Here is a 20,954-nt window from a genome sequence, read left to right on the forward strand (position 1 = left end):
CCCAATCAGGTGCACAATAGAAAAGGCCAGCTACGGGAGCTGGCCTAAAAACTGTCAACCTATCTTAGGACGGGACATTAAACCACCTCCTAACGAGGTGGTGGTCGTTAATGTTGTTCTGTTGAAGAGACTTCTTTCGATTTTTTCTTTTTCCAGTGGCGCGTGTTGTAGATATATTCTGGTAGCAGCTTGGTGAGCCATGCCACCAGACGCCAACGCTTGGTGACATAAACACGGCGCTTACCCTTAAGCAGTGCATCCACCACTTGGCGTGCAACTTCATCGACGGGTGATAGCCATAGTCGGCTGCGTTGTAATGCAGCCTTGTCTAATAGTCCCAGTTGAATATCTGTGATGGTAATAGGGAGTTTTAACCGTTGGGCATGCATAGATAGCCCTTCCAGGTAATTTTGAGCGAAGGCTTTTGCAGCATGAAACGCTACACTGGGACCACCTCGCAGACCCGCAATGGAATTGATCGCCGCAATCTGTCCAACACCTTGCTTTTGGAATAACCGAAACGCGGTATTGCAGACGGCTGCAAACCCTCGAACATCGACCTCAATGATTTCCTGCTCTAACGCCCAAGGTAATTCAGGGTGATAGGAATTGAGTCCAGTGTTAACCAGAATTAGCCGCACGTCCGTCATCTCCCGCCATACGGCTTCAAGCTGCGGGATCAATATCTGTGGGTCTTCAATGGTGAAATCATACACTTTGGCCGGTGTCGGTAATTCCTCAGCGAATTCCCTTATAGATTCAGCGTCATGAGCCAATAACGCCAGTGCAACTCCTTCGGCGGATAATTGCCTGGCAATCTCTTTACTTAACATGGAACTGGCGCCAACAATAATGGCTGAAGTAGCGGACATAATGTGACTCTGCGGCAGAAAATGGGCTTTATGATAGGATGATAGTGACGCCTTCTCAAGATTTAATCATGGAAGTGTAGACATCCAGATGTCTTTATGTATGATCCTAATCATCAGTCCGTATTGCAGTTTCTCCATTCAGCGTTAGCTTTGCAGAAGAAAGTCAGCCAGTACGAATAATCAAGCGTAAACCAGAGAACCGAGAGTCTCTATCAAACAGTAAGAGGCGGATGATGCCCGTAAGAATTCCTGATAATTTACCTGCTGCCGATGTGCTTGAGTCTGAGAATATCTTTGTGATGTCTGAGAGCCGGGCGGCCATGCAGGACATCCGGCCAATGAAGGTGTTGATCCTCAACCTGATGCCCAACAAAATCGAAACTGAGACGCAACTGTTGCGTTTGCTCAGTAATACACCGCTGCAAGTTGATATCGATTTATTGCGTATCCATGATAAAGAGTCCAAACACACGCCAATGGATCACCTTAACACTTTCTATCGCGATTTTGAGGAAGTGAAAGAGCGTAACTTTGACGGTTTGATCATCACCGGTGCGCCACTGGGGAAATTGGACTTTGAAGAGGTCACTTACTGGGATCATATCAAAGAGGTGATCGATTGGTCACAGACGCATGTGACCTCCGTGTTGTTTCTGTGCTGGGCGGCTCATGCCGGATTATTTCATCTGTACGGGCTGAAACGTAAAATTCTCGATGTTAAGTGTTCCGGCGTGTTTGAACATTCTCGGGTAAAAGACCATATACCGTTACTGCGTGGGTTTGATGATGTGTTTTATGCGCCACATTCCCGCTATGCACAGATGGACGTGGCAGAATTAAAGGCCCATCCGCAATTGTCAGTCCTGGCGGAGTCTGAACAGGCCGGTGCTTATCTAGTGATCAGCAATGACCACCGTAATCTGTTTGTGACAGGGCATCCGGAATACCGTAAAGGCACTTTGCGCGACGAGTATTTCCGAGATTTAGCCGCCGGCATCAATCCGCAGATCCCGCAAAACTACTTCCGCAACGATGATCCCAATGCCGAACCCGTTGCTCGCTGGTTTGGTCACGGTAACCTGCTCATCAGTAATTGGCTCAACTATTACGTCTATCAGCTGACACCGTATGACTTGAGCGATCTCAGTGCGAAAACCCCCTGGGAACAGCGCAAAGCCTAAACGAAGCATGAGGCCACCGTTAACGGTGGCCTTTTGTTTATGTTGTCCACTCTCATCAATTGGTTCGCCATTGTCGGCTTTCCTGCGGCGATCCTCTCGCAAATTTTTCAGCGTGACCTAATATTAGACCAACGGCTAGTTGCTTTACGTTCGCGTAAACGTAATCTTGTAGCGTCGCTTAACGAAGAAGGCTTCTTTTGGGGAGAAGCCCATAATTATCAAGGGGGCGAAGATGGGCGTAGCAATCACTGATGAAGTAGTGATCGTCGCCGCACGGCGGACACCGATGGGCGGATTTTTGGGGAGCCTGGCATCGGTGCCCGCCCCACAGCTGGCTGCCACAGTGATAAGGGAATTATTACACAACACTCAGGTGCCACCTGAGCGAGTGGATGAAGTGTTGCTGGGGTGTGTGTTGCCGGCTGGCATCGGTCAGGCACCCGCTCGTCAGGCCGCTTTGGGGGCTGGGTTGCCGATGTCGGTCGGGGCAACCACTTTGAACAAAGTGTGTGGCTCGGGTATGAAGTCGGTGATGCTGGCGCACGATATGATCCGTGCAGGTAGCGCCAATATTATTATCGCTGGTGGCATGGAGAGCATGAGCCGGGCGCCTTATATGCTGGATAAAGCCCGTACCGGTCAACGAATGGGGCATGGTCGATTGGTTGATCACATGTTTATCGACGGCCTGGAAGATGCCTACACCGGCGGTTCAATGGGCAGTTTTGCGCAAAAAACAGCCGATGAATTTGGTTTGAGTCGCCGTGATATGGATAGTTGGGCGTTAACCTCGCTGGAACGCGCCAATTCCGCCACCGCCAGTGGGGCATTTGATGACGAAATGGTGCCAGTGACCATCAATGATCGTCGTGGAGATTATCAGGTTAATCTTGATGAGCAGCCGGGAAATGCTAAACCAGAAAAAATTCCCGCACTAAAACCGGCATTTGCACTGGATGGTACCATCACCGCCGCAAATTCCAGTTCTATCTCTGATGGTGCCGCTGCACTGATGTTGACAAGTCGCGCTCAGGCTCTGGCACTGGACTTACCGATTCTGGCAACCATTAAAGGACACTGTAGCCACGCCCAAGCGCCTGCACAGTTTACAACGGCACCGATCGGTGCGGTTAACAAGTTACTGCAAAAGCTGGATTGGTCATCTGCTGATGTTGACCTTTATGAAATCAATGAAGCCTTCGCCATGGTCACCATGTTGGCAATCAGTCAGTTAGGGTTGGACCCTGCAACAGTCAATGTCAATGGTGGTGCTTGTGCACTCGGTCACCCGATTGGCTGTTCCGGTGCCCGTATTCTGGTCACGCTGATTCACGCCCTGAAACACCGAGGTCTCAAGCGCGGCGTCGCCACTTTGTGTATCGGTGGTGGTGAGGCAACTGCTATTGCTGTCGAAGTTTAATGGCAGCTACCACAGGACTTATTTCTTATGACAACGCACGTAAAACATTTAATTGCCGGCGAGTTTACGGCTGGTAACGGTTCTCGTTGTATCAGTATTACTAATCCCGCCAATAATCAGGAGCTTGCTCAGCTAAACTGTGCAACCTACGCCGAGATTGAACAGGCGATTACCAGTGCTGCGGAGGCGTTTACCGCGTGGCGAAAAGTGGCAGTACCAGAGCGGGCTCGCTTGATGCTGCGTTATCAGCATCTGCTTAAGCAACACCATGATGAGCTGGCAACCATCCTGGCAAAGGAAACCGGTAAAACTTTTGCTGATGCGCGTGGTGATGTCTGGCGTGGCATTGAGGTTGTGGAACATGCCTGCAATATCCCATCGTTGCTGATGGGGGAGACGGTAGAGAATGTGGCGGGTGGTATCGACACCTATAGCATGATCCAGCCGTTGGGCGTTTGTGTAGGGATCACTCCATTTAACTTTCCGGCAATGATCCCATTGTGGATGTTCCCGCTTGCGATTGCTTGCGGTAATACCTTCATACTAAAACCTTCTGAACAGGACCCGATGACGGCTCAGCGCCTGGCGGAGTTGTTTGAGCAGGCCGGGGCTCCCAAAGGCGTGCTGCAATTGCTGCATGGCGATCGTGAGGTGGTGGATGCTTTGCTTTGTCATCCACATATTAAAGCAATTTCTTTTGTGGGCTCTGTGGCTGTTGGTCGTCATGTTTATCAGACCGGTACTCAACATCTGAAACGTGTTCAGGCGTTTGCGGGGGCCAAAAATCACTGCGTCATCATGCCTGATGCCAACAAGCAGCAGGTGATCAATCAGCTGGTAGGTGCGTCAGTCGGTGCTGCGGGTCAGCGCTGTATGGCAATTTCCGTGGCAGTATTTGTCGGCGCCGCCAAAGCCTGGTTACCAGAGCTTCGAGACGCTATGGCGAAAGTGCGGCCAGGACTGTGGGACGATACTGACGCCGGATTTGGACCACTGATCAGTCCGCAGGCCAAACAGCGGGTGCTGGGATTGATTGCGCAGGGCAAGGCCGAGGGGGCTGCGTGTCTGTTGGATGGCGCTGATGCCAGTGTCGCTGGTTATGAACAAGGTAACTGGGTTGGCCCGACACTCTTCAGCGGTGTTACCGAAGAGATGACGCTCTATCGGGAAGAAATCTTTGGACCAGTACTCAGCTGTATGGAGGCTGATTCTCTTGAACAGGCAATAGCCCTGGTAAATCGAAATCCCTATGGCAATGGCACCTCATTGTTTACTGCCAGCGGTGCGGCGGCGCGTAAATTTCAGCATGAAATTGAAGTGGGGCAAGTCGGCATCAATATTCCGATCCCCGTACCATTACCCTTTTTCTCATTCACTGGTTGGAAAGGTAGCTTTTTGGGCGACCAGCATGCATATGGCAAACAGGCCGTGCGCTTTTATACCGAAACCAAGACCATCACCAGTCGCTGGTTTGAAGATGACATTTCACACGCACCGAACATGACCATCAATCTTGGTTGATAGGTTTCGCGTAGCGATTATTCCTTGATACAGGGCGGTATTAAGTTGCCGCCGGGAGTTACCAATGGATTTTAATCTGAACGAAGATCAGCGCCAGTTTGTGGAATTGGCTCGGCAATTTGCCGCAGAGGAGCTGGCACCACACGCGGCACAATGGGATGCAGAACATTCTTTCCCCAAAGCCGTGATCCAGCGTGCCGGTGCGCTGGGTTTTTGTGGCTTATATGCTGCAGAAGAGTGTGGTGGCCTTGGTTTATCACGTCTGGATGCTGCATTGATCTTTGAACAACTGGCGCAGGGGTGTACCACCACTACCGCCATGATCACCATCCACAATATGGCGACCTGGATGCTCTGTTACTGGGGTAGCGCTGAACTGAAAAATCGTTGGGCGGAAAGTCTTACCTCGGGACAGCAGTTGGCCTCATATTGCCTTACAGAACCCGGCGCTGGCAGTGATGCCGCGTCTCTTACCTCCAGCGCCAAACGCGAAGGGAATGAGTATGTGTTGGATGGCACTAAATGCTTTATCTCTGGTGCCGGAGCGACAGAGTTACTGATCGTGATGGCTCGCACCGGTGATGCAGGCCCTAAAGGTATATCAGCTTTTGCCGTGCCTGCTGATGCTCAAGGCATCAGTTATGGTAAAGCTGAAGATAAACTGGGATGGAATGCGCAGCCAACGCGACAGATCAGTTTCGACCACGTTCGGATCCCGGCCAGTTATCTTTTAGGTGAGGAAGGTCAAGGCTTCACCATGGCGATGAAAGGCCTTGATGGCGGGCGGATCAATATTGCTGCTTGCTCGGTTGGCACTGCTGAAGCCGCACTGCAACAGGCGCTCAACTATATGCAGGAACGTCAGCAGTTCGGTAAACCGCTGGCAGCATTTCAGGCACTGCAATTCAAACTCGCCGATATGGCCACGGAACTGGTTGCCGCGCGGCAGATGATGTATCTCGCCGCGGTCAAATTGGATGAACAGGCAGTGGAAGCGACAACTTATTGCGCCATGGCAAAACGCTTTGCAACAGACGCCGGATTTGCCATTTGTGATAGTGCGCTGCAGATCCACGGTGGCTATGGTTATATCCGCGAATATCCGTTAGAGCGATATTTTCGTGATGTTCGTGTGCACCAGATCTTGGAAGGCACCAACGAAATTATGCGACTGATTATTGCCCGGCGTTTGCTGGAACAAAACAGTGTATTGGCTTTGTAACCGGAGAGCTTATGTTACCGTCAATTGTAGAAATTGAAGGCCATTGCGCCATTTTGACTATCAATAATCCGCCCGCAAACACCTGGACCTTAACCAGCTTGCGGCAACTGCGGGATACTATCGAACAGTTAAACCTCAAGCCGGAGATCCGTGCGCTGATTATTACCGGCGCTGGCACCAAATTTTTCTCCGCCGGCGCGGATCTGAAACAGTTTGCTGAGGGTGACAAAGCGCTGGCAGCAACAGTCGCTGCGGCGTTCGGGGCCGCCTTTGAAACCCTCAGCCAATTTCGCGGGGTGTCGATTGCTGCTATCAATGGTTATGCCATGGGCGGCGGTCTCGAAGTCGCTCTCGCCTGTGACATTCGCATTGCTGAAGAACAGGCACAACTGGCGTTACCTGAAGCCAGTGTGGGCTTGTTACCCTGTGCTGGCGGCACACAAAATCTGACCGCTTTGGTAGGCGAAGGCTGGGCCAAACGGATGATCCTTTGTGGTGAACGGCTCACTGCGGCGAAAGCGTTAGCAATCGGTTTGATTGAAGAAGTTGTTGCCAGCGGCAGTGCATTACAGCAGGCGCTCAAACTGGCCAGCCTGGTGGAGCATCAAAGTCCTGCCAGTGTTACTGCTTGCAAAAGGTTAATCCAATCAGGTCGTCATATGCCCAGAAGTCAGGCATTACCGTTGGAACGAGAACTGTTTGTGGCGCTGTTTGATACTGAAGATCAACAGGAGGGTGTCAACGCCTTCATAGAGAAGCGTCCGGCTCATTGGCACAATCAATAGGGAGAGTATTTGTGGAACAGGTGCTGTTTACCACCCTGAAAACTGTCAGTGGCAAGCTGCTTGGTATTGCCACATTAAATGCGGAGAAGTCACTTAATGCATTGACGCTCGCCATGGTGCGACTACTCGCCCAGCAATTGCGCCAATGGCAACAGCACTCGCAGATCGCTGCCGTCATTCTTGAGGCAAAAGGCGATAAAGCCTTTTGCGCCGGGGGTGATGTGCGGGCGATCTATTATGCCCAACAATGCCATCCCGGTAGTTTTACCTGCGAAGCTGAACGTTTTTTTGAAGAAGAATATCGACTGGACTATTTGATCCACACCTACGGCAAACCGGTGCTGCTGTGGGGCGATGGTATTGTGATGGGCGGTGGATTAGGACTGATGATGGGGGCAAGTCACCGCATTGTTACTGAGCGCTCGCGCATCGCCATGCCTGAAGTCACTATCGGTCTTTACCCGGATGTGGGCGCTAGTTATTTTCTGAGGCGGTTACCGGGTAAAACCGGACTGTTCCTTGGCCTCACAGCTTACAATCTTAATGCGGCCGATGCGCGATATTGCGGATTTGCTAATCATTTCCTGGCCTCCTCGGATAAACAGCGCTTGTTTGATGCCATGACGACTCTGAATTGGGGCGGCAATCACACACTCAATCATCAGAAACTTCACGATTTACTCACGATGTTAGCGGCAAATTGCAGTGAGCACTCCGGGAACAGTCGCCTGAAGGCTCATCAGTCGCTGCTTGATGAGCTGATGTCCGGAGAACTGCCGCAGATAGTGGAAAAAATGCAGCGGTTGGTGTCCGAGCTCACATGGCTAGATAAGGCTCGCAACACTATGCTCAGTGGCAGCCCTCTGAGCTGGGCATTGGCCTGGGAGCAAGCTCATCTCGGCAAATCGTTGACGTTGGCGGATTGTTTCCGGATGGAATTAGGTTGGAGCCTGAACTGCTGTGCTATCGGTGATTTTTGCGAAGGTGTAAGAGCACTGTTAGTCGACAAAGATCGCTCGCCACAATGGCGTTATGGCAAAGGTCAATTAGCACCGCCGGATGTGCTAGCCGCGCTGTTAGCCGATCCTTTTTCACACGATCATCCTCTTGCTGATCTTTAACTAATCTCTTTGAACAGGAGCACGCAATATGAGCACTGTAGCATTTGTCGGACTTGGCAACATGGGCCTGCCGATGGCTATCAATCTACTGCACAAGGGCTTTAAGGTCAGGGCGTTTGATTTGATTACCGAAGCGACGGAGGCTTTGGCAGAAAAAGGCGCAACGGCTTGCCACAGTGCCGTTGCGGCGGCGACTGGTGCCGATGTCGTGGTGTCAATGTTACCTGCGGGAAAGCATACGCGTGCATTGTATCTGGGGGATGGTGATAGCAAAGGGCTATTACAGACAGTCTCAGAAGACACCTTGCTGATTGACTGCTCAACCATTGATGCCGCGACGGCCAAGGAAGTTTCGCTGCAGGCAGAAGAACAGGGTTTTGATTTCGTGGATGCGCCGGTGTCCGGTGGAACGGCAGGTGCCGCCGCCGGGACCCTGACGTTTATCTGTGGGGGGAATGTTGGCGCTGTTGACCGCGCCAGACCAATTCTGGAAGCCATGGGTCGCAATATTTTTCATGCGGGTGGGCCAGGTAGTGGGCAGTTAGCGAAGATCTGTAACAATATGTTGCTGTCAGTGCTCATGGTCGGTACCAGTGAGGCCTTGAGTATGGGCATCGACAATGGTTTGGATCCCAAAGTGCTGTCGGATATTATGAAGGCGAGTAGTGGTGGTAACTGGACGCTGGAAAAGTACAATCCTTGCCCCGGTGTTATGCCTGATGTTCCGGCATCTAAAGACTATCAAGGCGGCTTTATGGTCGATCTGATGGTTAAAGATCTGGGATTAAGTCAGGAAACTGCGTTAAAAAGTTTATCGAGCACACCCATGGGGGCACTGGCACGTGCTCTGTTTGTTGCCCATGCTCGCAAGGGGAATGGTCGTCGCGATTTTTCCAGTATTTTTGAACAGTTCAACGATAAAAAAGCATAATCACAAGGAATTTTTGATGGAGATAAAAGGTAAGGTGGTGGCGATTACCGGAGGTGCGGGTGGCCTCGGATTTGCGATGGCACAACAACTGGCCGCCGCCGGTGCCAAGTTAGCCCTGATTGATGTGGACCAACAGAAACTGGAACAAGCATGCGCCATGTTGGGCGATACTGAAGTTCAGGGGTACGCGGTGGATATCACTGACGAAGAGGATGTGATTGCGACTTTTCGATTTATTCTGGAAGACTTTGGTCAGCTCAACGTATTGGTCAACAACGCTGGCATACTGCTGGACGGCATGCTACTCAAAGCAAAAGAAGGGCAGGTGACTGAGCGTATGTCTCTGGCGCAGTTTCAGGCGGTAATTAATGTTAACCTCAGCGGCAGTTTTTTATGTGGCCGGGAAGCCGCAGCTGCCATGATTGAATCCGCACAACCAGGACTCATTATCAATATCTCCAGCTTGGCTCGGCACGGTAATATCGGCCAGAGCAACTACGCTGCATCCAAAGCCGGTGTCGCATCCTTGGCGGTGGGGTGGGCGAAAGAGCTAGCACGTTATCAGATCAGAGCCGTAGCGATTGCCCCAGGTGTGATTGCGACTGAGATGACGGCAGCGATGAAACCAGACGCGCTGGCGCGATTGGAAAAAGCCGTGCCGGTAGGTCGCTTAGGTCTGGCCGATGAAGTCGCAGCCACCGTAAAATTTGTGATTGAAAATGACTATGTTAATGGCCGGGTCATTGAAATTGATGGCGGTCTGACGTTGTAAGTTTTAGTGCGCTGACGCCAGTCAAAATCCTGACTATTCCCATTCGTTACAGAATGTTCTAACGTGGGGAGTAATCAGGATTTTTTGTTGTTGTAAACTGTTTATTCCCAGCGAAGTAGCCGTCGCCGAAGTTGACATAAAGCCTGTCACACTGAACAATCTGCGCTTGTTCTAAGAACGGTTACTTTAGAGGTTAGGCTGGTCAATGCACAGGCTGGAAACTGGAATAAAGCGCTTCATGCTGGTGTTGGGCGGCTTAGGTGTGGTGGTGATTTATGGGGGCTTTTTTTACTTGCTTTTCAGCGGGCGTTCAACCGCTCCCATCAACTGGTACTACTTGTTATCGCCTTGGTTATGTGTGTTCTTTGGCTTATCGAAAGAACAGCAACATCGGGTGCTACAGTGGTTTTTAAATAAATTTAAAGGCAAAAAATAATTCTATCTATGCTGCTTTGCGGCAACATAAGGAAAGGGCAATGATGACCTTTGGCTCTGCGGTGAGAATTCTGAGTATGGCGGCATTATTGGCGTTACAGATATCTTGTAGCCCTCAGCCAGCGGTAGAAGTAAACACCAGTGCCCCAGAAGAACAACATACGATGAAAACTGCGGCCTATGGTACTTGGGAATCCCCGTTAACTGCTGATGATGTGTTTGGACAATCGGTGGTGCTTGGGCAAATGCAAAGTGTCGATGGTGCAATTTATTTCAGTGAGTCTGATCCTGCGCAAGCTGGGCAGATAGGCATTAAACGTCTTGACGATAATGATAAAGTTGTTGATGTCGTTCCGGCAGCATTTGGTGTCGGTTCACGGGTTCATGAATATGGCGGTGCGCCGTATTTGGCGATTGGTAATAGTGTGTTTGCCAGCAAAATGTCCGATCAGCTGTTTTATCGTATCGCGCCCGATCAACCTCCGTTAGCGTTGACACCTGCGGGTACTCGGCATGCAGACTGTATCTCCTATCCCAAAGGTTCCCGTATTATCTGTGTCCGTGAAGATCACCGTGGTGAAGGTGAAGCTAAGGCCAGTCTGGTCACTATCAATCTGAATTTCGCCGGTGACGGCGATACCTTCGTGGAGGGTCACGATTTTTTCAGCTCTCCGGCAATTAATGCGGATAACACACAGTTAGCGTGGGTAGCCTGGGACCATCCTAATATGCCATGGGATAACACACAGTTATGGGTAGGCGATCTCAACCGGAAAGGCCAGATTAGCAATATTCGACAAATTGCACCGCGACACCACGGGTCGCTGATGCAGCCAATGTATGCACCGGACGGCCAACTGTATTTTATTGCTGATTATGATAATTGGTGGAACCTCTATCGGGTAACTGCGGCGGGTGGCATTGAGCAAGTGACCCAACTCAAAGGTGAAATAGGGGGGCCTGCATGGCGCTTCGGTCAGCACGCTTATGCGTTTGAAAATGCCCATAGTGTCATTTTTAGTTATCACCAGGATGGCAAGGTCCATCTGATGCGTCAGGATCTGACCAGCGGTGTCAGCGAAGAGCTGGCGACTGATTTCGCCAGTGTTGGACAAGTCATCAGTGCTGACAAAGGTGTGTATTTTATGGGGGCAAAGTCGACACCGGAACATGGTATCTATAAGGTGTCTGGCCGTGGTACCGAATTAGTTTATGCCCCAGCTATCAAGGGATTAGAACCCGATTATATCTCGCGGCCGGTAGCGGTAAATTTTGATACCAACGAGCGACAGCAAGCTTACGGTTATTTCTATGCGCCGACTAATCCACAGTATGTCGCGCCCAAAGATACCAAACCGCCGTTGCTGATGATGTTACACGGCGGACCCACGGCAGCCGCCAGCAGTGCCTATAGCAGCGCTATTCAGTATTGGACAACGCGCGGATTTGCGGTGTTTGACCTCAACTATCGGGGCAGCACTGGGTATGGTCGGCAATACCGTAAAAGCCTTTACGGCAAATGGGGTGTGGCGGATGTCGATGATGCGGTCAATGCCGTGAAGTACCTGGTGGATGAAGGATGGGTTGACCCTGACAAGGTTGCGATTCGCGGTGGCAGTGCTGGAGGTTTCAGTGTGTTAGCAGCTCTGGCATTCCATGATACGTTTAAAGCTGGCACCAGTTACTTTGGTATCAGTGATATCGCGGTGCTGGCGCAGGAAACACATAAATTTGAATCCCATTATATTGATCAGTTAATCGGCCCGTATCCTGCTGCAAAGCAGATTTTTCATGATCGGTCACCGCTGTATCATCTCGAAGGGCTGAATGAGCCGCTGCTTTTATTGCAGGGACTGGATGACAAAGTCGTGCCTCCCAATCAATCTGAGCTGATATATCAGGCAGTGAAAGCCAAAGGGGTACCCACCGCGTTTATCGGGTTTGAGGGGGAAGGGCACGGCTTCCGTAAACCGGCAAATAACATTCGTTCATTGCAATCCGAATTATCTTTTTATGGGCAGGTGTTTGGTTTCACTCCGGCAGGCGGGTTACCCGTATTGCCTATAGATAATGCGGCTGCACTACCCAAAGCAACACAGCATTAATGTCAGTGGTGGCAACAAGATTTCCCAGAAAGTCCTTCAATGATGGGGCACTCCGGAGAATCGCCACCATGACATTGGTTCACCAACTCACTTAATTCTGCGTGCAGTGTTTGCAGGCTGGCCATTCGTTGCTCGAGTACTTTCAGATGTTCACTGGCGAGTCGTTTTACATCACTGGCACAGCGTTGTGGATCATGTTTCAGTAGTAGCAGATCTTTGCATTCTTCAATGCTAAAACCCAACTCGCGACAATGCTGCACAAACTGCAGCGATTCGATTTGCGCGTCACTGTATTCCCGGTAGCCATTGTCACCGCGTTCGGCCTGTACCAATCCGATATCGTGGTAATAACGGATGCTCTTGATACTTAATCCCGTCGCTTTGGCGACTTCACCGATTTTCATGGTATGACTCCTGTGATCCACTACTGAACTTTCGCAACATCTTTTGCTCGTCTGCTTGACTCTCCAGCTACTGGAGACTTTACCCTTTACAGTATCAGATTACCATGAGCAGTTTGCTGATGAGCTGCTTAGGAGAGGGACATGAAAGCTTATCAATTTCATATCGACAATATGCACTGTGGCGGTTGTGCCCGTAAAATCATGGCGTTATTCGCCGATGACATCGGCGTAAATGCGCAAACCGATGTTACGGAAAAATCACTGACATTAACGTTGGATGATAACGCTACGCTAACGGAGACCGAGGCAAAGCAACGTTTGCAGCAGGCAGAGTACCCGGCAGACACCGCCAGCAGCTGGCATGAATTTAAAGTTGCAGATATGACGTGTGGTCACTGTGAAGCCTCTATTCGGAAGGCATTAGCCGATGCTGATGAGGTAAAAGTTGATTTGCAAACCAAGCAGGTGTCGGTGCTAAGTCAACAGGATACACAGTTACTGATGGCAACCATATCCAATGCCGGTTTTACGCCCGAACCTTGGCAAAAATCAGAAAGCCATTGGCACGAGTTTAAGGTGGCGGATATGACCTGTGGCCATTGTGAAGCCACAATTCGCAAGGCGTTGGCCGATGCGGACGAGGTGAAGGTCGATTTACCTGCTAAGAAAGTGTCAGTGTTGAGTTCCCTGAACGAGCAAGCGCTAATGACACTCATCAGCGACGCAGGTTACACGCCTGATGTGTGGTCGGAACCGTGTACCAGCAGCTGGCATCAGTTTAAGGTGCCGGATATGACCTGCGGTCACTGTGAAGCCTCTATTCGCAAAGCGCTCGCAGATGCTGATGAGGTGAAAGTTGATCTGCAAACTAAGCAGGTGTCGGTACTGAGTCAACTTGATGATAGTAAGCTGTTAGCGGTCATTGAGGGGGCAGGTTACAACCCAGAACCATGGTCAATTGCGGAGGACCATGAGTCCCCAAAATCTGAAGGAGCCTCAGTCGTGGCTGCGGCTCCGCAGTCGAACCACAAAACTCAGGAAGAACCCTCTCACCAGTCAGCTGCCATTGCGCCGTCAGCCACTGAAGGTGTGTTGATGTTTGTGCCGGATATGAGCTGCGCCAGCTGCGTGGTAAAAATAGAAAAGGCATTTGCCAATGCGGGAGTTGACGCGCGTGTTAACCTGGCCGATAAACAGGTTAGCGCCGCAAAAGGTGTATCGGTTGCAGATGCCCAACAAATCCTGGCCAGTGCTGGCTACCGTGGTGAAGTGGTTGAAGACGCAGCCAACGCAATGGCGGATAAAGCCGCGCATGATGCCAAGGAATACCGTACGCGGATCATTCAGTCTGTCGTGACGCTTGGCGTCGGCATCCCGCTGATGATCTGGGGCATGAGCGGCGGCGACATGACAGTGCACAGCGATAGCTCGCGTTGGAACTGGGGCGCAGTATCGCTGTTGTGTTTACTGTTACTCATCAGTTGCGGTGGCCATTTTTACCAAGGCATGTGGCGTGCATTAAAAGCCAAAAGTGCCAATATGGATACCTTGATCGCGTTGGGAACCGGTTGCGCCTGGTTGTATTCTTCAGCGGTGGTGCTGTTCCCAAACTGGTTTCCTGAAGGGACTCGCCATGTTTATTTTGAAGCCAGCGTGATGATCATTGGTCTGATAAACCTGGGACATTCACTGGAATTGCGTGCCCGCGGAAAAACCAGTGAGGCGGTACAAAAATTGATTGGTCTGCAAGCCAATACCGCATTACTGATCACCGATGCGGGAGACCAGCAGACGCCGATAGCTGACCTAAAGCCCGGCGATGTATTGCGCTTGCGCCCCGGTGATCGGGTGGCATTAGATGGTGAAGTCGTTAGTGGTGAGTCACTGCTGGACGAATCAATGCTGACTGGCGAGCCCATGCCGGTAAGAAAAACGCGTGAGGATACTGTTAGTGCCGGTACTATTAATGGTGATGGCACATTAACTTACCGTGTGACGGTTGGACCGAAAGATACCCGTCTAGCGAAAATTATCGCCTTAGTACAGGAAGCACAAACCTCGAAGATGCCCATCGGCCGTCTGACAGACAAAATCGCCGGGGTGTTTGTGCCGGTGGTCGTTGTTATCGCCCTATTGGCCGCGGTGCTTTGGTACTTTTTCGGACCAGCACCTCAGCTGTCACATGCCTTAGTGGTCCTTACTAGTGTCCTCATCATTGCCTGTCCCTGCGCATTAGGTTTGGCAACGCCAATGTCAATTATGGTGGCAGTTGGCCGTGCGGCGCAGATGGGCGTATTGATCAAAAATGGCGAAGCATTGCAAACCGCCAGTAATGTCAGCTGTGTAGTGCTGGATAAAACGGGCACCATCACCGAAGGTAAACCGCAACTAGTTGCTATTCATGCCATAGATACTGATGAACTTGATGAAGCCCGTTTGCTTCAAGCAGTAGCAAGTTTAGAGCTGCAATCCGGTCATCCCCTGGCTCAGGCATTTCTCAACGCCGCGAAAGCCCGTGGGGTAGATGTGGTAGCGCCAGCAGCATTTGAATATCGTCAGGGACAGGGCATAGTCGGCACTATTGGTGATGATCATTGGCTGTTGGGTAACCGTAAACTGCTAACCGCCATGGATGTCACTGTCGATCAGACTGCTCAGCAGCAACTGGATAATGCTGCTACGTTAGGACAAACACCGGTGCTGGCGGCCAAAAATGGCAAGCTGGAGGCCATTTTGGCCATCAGTGACCCAATTCGGGGTGATGCCAAGGCGGCGTTAGCGGCTTTGCAACAGCAAGGTAAAAAACTGGTGTTGTTGTCGGGGGATAATCAACATACGGCCAACGCGGTAGCCAAACAGTTAGGTATTGAGCAGGTTATCGCGGGTGTTATGCCGGATGAAAAGCAGGCGTGGGTAAAAAAACTGCAACAGCAAGGTGAAGTGGTTGCCATGGTGGGCGATGGCATCAATGATGCGCCGGCGTTGGCGGCAGCCGATGTCGGTGTGGCGCTGGGAACCGGTACCGAAGTCGCGATTGAAAGTGCCGATCTGACATTGTTGACCCCACGACTGGAAAATTTAGCGCAGGCGTTTGCTTTATCTAAAGCGACCCTTAGCAACATCAAACAGAATCTGTTTGGTGCGTTTATTTACAACAGCTGTGGCATCCCTATTGCCGCAGGCGTGCTATATCCATTTTTTGGCGTGTTACTCAGTCCGGTAATCGCTGGTGCTGCCATGGCATTGTCGTCATTGACCGTCGTTACCAACGCTAATCGCTTACGCCATCAACGCCTGCAATAGCATAAAGCCCGCTGTCTAATTGGCGCAGCGGGCTTGCATTTCAAGCTAAACGTCATTGCACTGCGGTTGATAAATCTGCGAATGCTGTTTATAGTGACGCGCTTTATCCGGCTGTCCTCGAACAGTCTGGAATTTTTGTCCACTCAGCTACAGATTTGGAATTTCTGACGTGATCACAACCGCGAATATCACCATGCAGTTTGGCGTTAAGCCACTGTTTGAAAACATCTCCGTCAAATTCGGCGAAGGCAACCGCTATGGCCTGATTGGCGCCAATGGGTGCGGTAAGTCCACCTTCATGAAAATCCTTTCCGGTGAGCTGGAGCCAACGTCGGGCAACGTATCGCTGGACGCCAATGAACGTCTGGGCAAACTGAATCAGGATCAATTCGCTTACGAAGAATTCAGCGTCATTGATACAGTGATCATGGGCCATAAAGAATTATGGCAGGTGAAACAGGAGCGTGACCGCATCTATTCTTTGCCGGAAATGAGCGAAGAAGATGGCATTAAGGTCGCTGAACTGGAAATGGAGTTTGCTGAGATGGATGGTTACACCGCCGAGTCTCGTGCCGGCGAGTTGTTGCTAGGGGTTGGCATTCCGCTGGAACAGCATTTCGGCTTGATGAGTGCTGTGGCGCCCGGCTGGAAATTACGTGTGTTGTTGGCGCAGGCACTGTTTGCTGACCCAGATATTCTGTTGCTCGACGAACCGACCAACAACTTGGATATCGATACTATCCGCTGGTTGCAGGAAACGCTGAGTCAGCGTAACAGCACCATGATCATCATTTCTCACGACCGTTACTTCCTGAACTCGGTGTGTACTCACATGGCGGATTTGGACTACGGTGAGCTGCGGCTTTATCCGGGCAACTATGATGAGTATATGACGGCTGCATCCCAAGCCCGTGAGCGTTTGTTGGCGGAAAATGCCAAGAAAAAGACACAGATTGCTGAGTTGCAGACCTTCGTGGCCCGCTTCTCTGCTAACGCATCTAAGGCTAAACAAGCTACCTCTCGCGCCCGCCAGATCGATAAAATTAAGCTGGATGAAGTCAAGGCGTCTAGCCGTGTTAACCCCTATATCCGTTTTGAACAGGATAAGAAACTGTTCCGCAATGCATTGATCGTCGAAAACCTCAGTAATGGTTACGATCATCCATTGTTTAAAGATGTTAATTTGATTGCTGAAGTGGGTGAGCGCATCGCCATCCTAGGTGAAAACGGTGCGGGTAAAACTACCCTGGTGCGCACCCTGATCCATGAATTGCCACAAAAAGAGGGCACTATTCAGTGGTCTGAAAACAGCAGTATTGGCTATTACGCGCAGGATCATGCGGATGATTTCGAAAACGAGATGAATCTGTTTGACTGGATGAGTCAGTGGCGCCGTGAAGGTGATGATGACCAGGCAGTACGTGCCGTGTTAGGGCGTATGTTATTCAGTGCTGATGATATTAAAAAGTCAGTGAAAGTGTTGTCCGGTGGTGAGCAGGGCCGTATGTTGTTCGGCAAGCTGATGCTGCAGAAACCGAATATTCTGGTAATGGACGAACCGACCAACCACCTGGATATGGAATCCATCGAGTCACTTAACAACGCCTTGGAAATGTACGAAGGTACGCTGTTCTTCGTCTCCCATGACCGTGCATTTGTATCATCATTGGCAAACCGTATCATTGAAATTTCTGGCCGTGGTGTGACCGATTTTAAAGGTACTTACGATGAGTTCCTGGCGAGCAAAGGCATCGAAAACTGATAGATAATGTCATTAAAAAGCCCTCATCAGCGGGCTTTTTAATGCGTGAATCTCCCTTTACAAGCCGGATAGTTCCAGCCATTTGGCCATCTGTTCCAGACCTTTCAGTCCTTCGATATCTGTCGGTTGCAGTTGCAGTTTAAATAGCGGCAGCTGACTGAAGCGTTGATCAATTTCCTGTAGATGTTTACGTTCCTGTGCCCGTCGCTGTGCCAGGAAACTGCCATCAGCACTATCAGGCAAGATACGGTTAACCACCAACCCCGCTAATGGCAGCTTTTCAGCGAGTAAACTCTCTACTGCACGACTGGTTTCTAGAATTGGCAGCTTTTCTGGTGTCAGCACAAACAGCAGCGCAGTACGCTTTTTATCCTGCAAAATTTCCCGGGTACGTTGCAATAATCGTTGCCGGGTTAACAGCGTTTCCGCAATCTCTTTGTTACGCGGGTCCATGCCAGCTGTGGCATATTCAGCCGGATCTTCAAAAGGATTATCGATATCGCGGCCAGCTTTTGGCGTAAGGTGTTCCAGCACGGCGCCGAGCTTTTCCGAGCGTTCATTGGCTTTCAGCAGTCCTTGTGTCCAGGCGGCCATGGCTTCCGGAAGACTCAGCAACCGTAGCGTATGCCCGGTTGGCGCCGTATCAAATATCACTAAGTCGTACTGTCGCTGCCCCAGTTCAATGGTGTTGGCTATTCGTTCCAACAGTGCTGCTTCCTGAGCCCCTGGCGACTGTCGAGTAAGCCGCATCTGTCGTTCAATTTCGCCGTACATCTCGGGGCGGGTAAAACGTTTGAGTTGGCTGGTGACCTGGTCCAGATGACGCTGCACTTCCTGATCAGGGTCAATTTCCAAGGCATCCAGATTGGGTGCCATGCGGGTAATGCTATCGCCAATGTGTCTGGCAAAGGCATCAGACAGACTATGTGCCGGATCGGTGGAGACCAGTAGCACTTTTTTGTTGCGACTGGCGGCCAGCAAAGCCAAGGCAGAAGACACGGTAGTTTTACCCACGCCACCTTTGCCACCTACCCAGATAACTTGTTTATCAGTAAGAACGTCCATATTAGGTACCGCCGTTCTGCTTAACAGCATTTAAACTGGTCAAGCGGCGAATGGGGCATGCCCATTCGCAGATGCCAGTCGTGAAATTTCTCCAGCATGATGGGCTGCAGTTCCAACATGTAATAACTGGCTGGATTGGGCACGCCCATCATTTCGGAGAAAATCAGCAGCATGAAAAGATCGTCCTGGTCCCGCCTGGCTCGTGCAATTGCCGAACGAAATGGCGCGTTATAGGCTTCTTCAGCCATCAGGCTGAAGTCTCGAAACAGACGACGGATCTTTTCCAGTTTCATCAGTTAGTCTCCTTGGGCCTGTGCTTTACGCTCTTTAATGGTTGTGGTTAATGTCGCAACACATTCCAGCGTAATGATGATTGCCGCAATCAACACAATCAGGTCCAACGTGAACAGGAACCAGTCAGCTTTGACATAGAAGCCCTTGAGCTGGATCACCAGACCAGAGATCGTCATGACTAACAAGAACACCAGTGGTGCCAGGGTGTAAATCATCGGCCGCCCCAGTTTCACCAGCATCACGGTGATCACCAGCAGTGTCAGACCGCCCAGCAACTGGTTAGTGGTACCGAATAAGGGCCAAATCAACAGGCCGCCTGCACCATCACCGCCTGCACCAAATGCCAGTAACAGACAGGAACCTACCGCCAGGAACGTGGCGATGGAGCCTTTACTCATCCAGCCAATTTTGTAAATGACACCCCATTCCTGGAAGATGTAACGCTGTAAACGCAAGCCAGTATCCATGGTGGTTCCTGCAAACAGAACCACCATTACGGTGAGCAGCGTTTGTGCCATGGTTTCGTCTAGGCCCAGACCTGATTCCAGAATATTTGCACCACCACGGATAAATGCACCAACCCCGCCTTGACCAAATGAATGGTAGACATTCTGCCAGTCAGCCAAGGTGGCAAAGCCGGCGGTAGATGCAATAATTGCGGCCAATGCCAGTGAGCCTTCACCGATAGCACCAAAGTACCCCACGAAACGCAGATCAGGTTCTTTATCCAACTGTTTTGACGTCGTGCCGCTGGCTACCAGACCATGGAAGCCGGAAATGGCGCCACAAGCGATGGTCACGAACAGCAGCGGTACAATCGATGGTGTTCCTTCCGGTACATTTGTGTTAAACGCAGGCGCTACCACATCGGGACCAGAAATAATGACGGCACCGTACAGCAGACCCAGACCGATAAACAACTGGATGCCATTAATGTAGTCACGAGGTTGCAGCAACATCCATACGGGCAGTAGAGAAGCGATTGCCGCGTAGATGAATAATAAGATAATCCAGCTTTCGTTATCAGTCAGTGGCCCCACCATTTCAGGCAATGAAATCGGGATCATCGGGCCGACATAGATCATCGCATACAGCGCGATAACCCCAACAACCGACACAACCAGCAGATTGATGTGCTTTCGATAGATAAGCTGACCCACAATCAACGCTACCGCGATTGCCCCCCATACCGGGACTGTCGCACTAGGGAAGTTAATCAGCTGCTTGGCAATTACCACCGCAAATACGGCGTTTACCATCAGCAGCACCAGGAAAATAACCACCATGAAGATAGCGCGCGCGCGGGAACCGATGACATCTCCGGTAACGGCACCAATAGACTTGGCTTTATTGCGGTTACTGGCCCAGATAGCACCGGCATCATGAACGCCAGCAAAGAAAATTGTCCCCAGCGTCACCCATAAAAACGCCGGTACCCAACCCCAAATTACCGCAATAGCGGGACCAATAATCGGCGCCGCACCTGCGACAGAGGTAAAGTGGTGCCCCCATAACACATATTTGTTGGTCGGTACGTAATCCACCCCATCCTGCATGGCATGGGAAGGTGTGACGAAATTAGGATCAACCTTAAAGATTTTTTCACAGATGAATTTAGAGTAGACGAAATAGCCAATCGCCATCGCCCCTAAACCCATTAACATCAAAAAGATAGCATTCATGCATCACCTCTGGGTGTGTAGTTATATATGTAACTTATTGATGTTAATGGATACAACTTTTGGCTAATATCCGACCAAG

17 protein-coding genes and 1 pseudogene are annotated in these 20,954 nt (G+C 50.7%); 13 read left to right on the forward strand and 5 right to left on the reverse strand.

Annotated elements, in window-relative coordinates; translation table 11 throughout:
- Positions 1-107: 107 nt before the first annotated feature.
- Positions 108-872, reverse strand: coding sequence for an SDR family NAD(P)-dependent oxidoreductase (locus tag PY479_RS12350; protein ID WP_275483951.1), 765 nt, complete (start codon positions 870-872; stop codon positions 108-110).
- Between the two features lie 233 nt (positions 873-1,105).
- Here PY479_RS12350 and metA point away from each other — a divergent pair, with 233 nt between their 5' ends.
- The 10 genes from metA to PY479_RS12400 all read left to right on the forward strand — a co-directional run bounded on the left by metA (position 1,106) and on the right by PY479_RS12400 (position 12,365).
- The gene (metA, locus tag PY479_RS12355; protein ID WP_275483990.1) at positions 1,106-2,053 is read left to right on the forward strand and encodes a homoserine O-succinyltransferase; all 948 of its coding nucleotides are present in this window, start codon (positions 1,106-1,108) and stop codon (positions 2,051-2,053) included.
- Between the two features lie 232 nt (positions 2,054-2,285).
- A complete protein-coding gene (locus tag PY479_RS12360) occupies positions 2,286-3,473 on the forward strand; it encodes a thiolase family protein (RefSeq protein WP_275483952.1) in 1,188 nt (395 codons plus the stop codon).
- A 27-nt stretch (positions 3,474-3,500) separates the two neighbouring features.
- On the forward strand, positions 3,501-4,994 hold the full coding sequence (locus tag PY479_RS12365; protein WP_275483953.1) for a CoA-acylating methylmalonate-semialdehyde dehydrogenase: 1,494 nt from the start codon (positions 3,501-3,503) through the stop codon (positions 4,992-4,994).
- Between the two features lie 64 nt (positions 4,995-5,058).
- A complete protein-coding gene (locus tag PY479_RS12370) occupies positions 5,059-6,216 on the forward strand; it encodes an acyl-CoA dehydrogenase family protein (protein WP_275483954.1) in 1,158 nt (385 codons plus the stop codon).
- 11 nt (positions 6,217-6,227) lie between these two features.
- Entirely contained in the window at positions 6,228-7,001 is a 774-nt protein-coding gene (locus PY479_RS12375; protein WP_212593783.1) for an enoyl-CoA hydratase, read from the forward strand.
- Between the two features lie 11 nt (positions 7,002-7,012).
- Positions 7,013-8,122, forward strand: a complete 1,110-nt coding sequence (locus tag PY479_RS12380) for an enoyl-CoA hydratase/isomerase family protein (RefSeq protein WP_275483955.1) — start codon at positions 7,013-7,015, stop codon at positions 8,120-8,122.
- A 28-nt stretch (positions 8,123-8,150) separates the two neighbouring features.
- Positions 8,151-9,053 (forward strand): 3-hydroxyisobutyrate dehydrogenase, encoded by a 903-nt coding sequence (gene mmsB, locus PY479_RS12385; protein WP_212593782.1) that lies wholly within the window; start codon positions 8,151-8,153, stop codon positions 9,051-9,053.
- A gap of 16 nt (positions 9,054-9,069) precedes the next feature.
- A complete protein-coding gene (locus tag PY479_RS12390) occupies positions 9,070-9,825 on the forward strand; it encodes an SDR family oxidoreductase (protein ID WP_275483956.1) in 756 nt (251 codons plus the stop codon).
- A 205-nt stretch (positions 9,826-10,030) separates the two neighbouring features.
- Complete coding sequence (locus tag PY479_RS12395; protein WP_212593780.1) at positions 10,031-10,261, forward strand: hypothetical protein; 231 nt, start codon at positions 10,031-10,033, stop codon at positions 10,259-10,261.
- Between the two features lie 40 nt (positions 10,262-10,301).
- The gene (locus PY479_RS12400) at positions 10,302-12,365 is read left to right on the forward strand and encodes a S9 family peptidase (RefSeq protein ID WP_275483957.1); all 2,064 of its coding nucleotides are present in this window, start codon (positions 10,302-10,304) and stop codon (positions 12,363-12,365) included.
- Between the two features lie 2 nt (positions 12,366-12,367).
- Here the strand turns inward: PY479_RS12400 and cueR are convergent, their stop codons facing one another.
- The gene (cueR, locus tag PY479_RS12405; RefSeq protein WP_275483958.1) at positions 12,368-12,769 is read right to left on the reverse strand and encodes a Cu(I)-responsive transcriptional regulator; all 402 of its coding nucleotides are present in this window, start codon (positions 12,767-12,769) and stop codon (positions 12,368-12,370) included.
- Positions 12,770-12,910: 141 nt separating this feature from the next.
- Here cueR and PY479_RS12410 point away from each other — a divergent pair.
- The 3 genes and pseudogenes from PY479_RS12410 to PY479_RS12420 all read left to right on the forward strand — a co-directional run.
- Positions 12,911-13,696 (forward strand): annotated as a pseudogene (locus PY479_RS12410) (cation transporter); the annotation flags it as partial.
- 168 nt (positions 13,697-13,864) lie between these two features.
- A complete protein-coding gene (locus PY479_RS12415; protein WP_275483991.1) occupies positions 13,865-16,072 on the forward strand; it encodes a heavy metal translocating P-type ATPase in 2,208 nt (735 codons plus the stop codon).
- Between the two features lie 169 nt (positions 16,073-16,241).
- Positions 16,242-17,834: an ABC-F family ATPase gene (locus PY479_RS12420; RefSeq protein ID WP_212593776.1), complete on the forward strand. Its 1,593-nt coding sequence runs from the start codon at positions 16,242-16,244 to the stop codon at positions 17,832-17,834.
- A 57-nt stretch (positions 17,835-17,891) separates the two neighbouring features.
- Here the strand turns inward: PY479_RS12420 and PY479_RS12425 are convergent, their stop codons facing one another.
- The 3 genes from PY479_RS12425 to PY479_RS12435 are packed head-to-tail and all read right to left on the reverse strand — an operon-like array spanning position 17,892 to position 20,875.
- Positions 17,892-18,899: an ArsA family ATPase gene (locus PY479_RS12425; protein WP_275483959.1), complete on the reverse strand. Its 1,008-nt coding sequence runs from the start codon at positions 18,897-18,899 to the stop codon at positions 17,892-17,894.
- Between the two features lie 20 nt (positions 18,900-18,919).
- Positions 18,920-19,192, reverse strand: a complete 273-nt coding sequence (locus PY479_RS12430) for a cory-CC-star protein (RefSeq protein ID WP_275483960.1) — start codon at positions 19,190-19,192, stop codon at positions 18,920-18,922.
- 3 nt (positions 19,193-19,195) lie between these two features.
- Positions 19,196-20,875, reverse strand: coding sequence for a carbon starvation protein A (locus PY479_RS12435; protein WP_275483961.1), 1,680 nt, complete (start codon positions 20,873-20,875; stop codon positions 19,196-19,198).
- Between the last annotated feature and the right edge of the window lie 79 nt (positions 20,876-20,954).

This window comes from Shewanella sp. A32, from assembly GCF_029167175.1.
In the GTDB taxonomy this organism is placed as follows: Bacteria; Pseudomonadota; Gammaproteobacteria; order Enterobacterales; family Shewanellaceae; genus Shewanella; species Shewanella yunxiaonensis.

Coding starts and splice junctions, on each gene's coding strand:
- PY479_RS12390 (WP_275483956.1), top strand. CDS start 9,070: ATGGAGATAAAAGGTAAGGTGGTGGCGATTACCGGAGGTGCGGGTGGC.
- mmsB (WP_212593782.1), top strand. CDS start 8,151: ATGAGCACTGTAGCATTTGTCGGACTTGGCAACATGGGCCTGCCGATG.
- PY479_RS12435 (WP_275483961.1), bottom strand. CDS start 20,875: ATGAATGCTATCTTTTTGATGTTAATGGGTTTAGGGGCGATGGCGATT.
- PY479_RS12350 (WP_275483951.1), bottom strand. CDS start 872: ATGTCCGCTACTTCAGCCATTATTGTTGGCGCCAGTTCCATGTTAAGT.
- PY479_RS12375 (WP_212593783.1), top strand. CDS start 6,228: ATGTTACCGTCAATTGTAGAAATTGAAGGCCATTGCGCCATTTTGACT.
- PY479_RS12430 (WP_275483960.1), bottom strand. CDS start 19,192: ATGAAACTGGAAAAGATCCGTCGTCTGTTTCGAGACTTCAGCCTGATG.
- PY479_RS12415 (WP_275483991.1), top strand. CDS start 13,865: ATGTTTGTGCCGGATATGAGCTGCGCCAGCTGCGTGGTAAAAATAGAA.
- metA (WP_275483990.1), top strand. CDS start 1,106: ATGCCCGTAAGAATTCCTGATAATTTACCTGCTGCCGATGTGCTTGAG.
- PY479_RS12400 (WP_275483957.1), top strand. CDS start 10,302: ATGATGACCTTTGGCTCTGCGGTGAGAATTCTGAGTATGGCGGCATTA.
- PY479_RS12360 (WP_275483952.1), top strand. CDS start 2,286: ATGGGCGTAGCAATCACTGATGAAGTAGTGATCGTCGCCGCACGGCGG.
- cueR (WP_275483958.1), bottom strand. CDS start 12,769: ATGAAAATCGGTGAAGTCGCCAAAGCGACGGGATTAAGTATCAAGAGC.
- PY479_RS12425 (WP_275483959.1), bottom strand. CDS start 18,899: ATGGACGTTCTTACTGATAAACAAGTTATCTGGGTAGGTGGCAAAGGT.
- PY479_RS12370 (WP_275483954.1), top strand. CDS start 5,059: ATGGATTTTAATCTGAACGAAGATCAGCGCCAGTTTGTGGAATTGGCT.
- PY479_RS12395 (WP_212593780.1), top strand. CDS start 10,031: ATGCACAGGCTGGAAACTGGAATAAAGCGCTTCATGCTGGTGTTGGGC.
- PY479_RS12365 (WP_275483953.1), top strand. CDS start 3,501: ATGACAACGCACGTAAAACATTTAATTGCCGGCGAGTTTACGGCTGGT.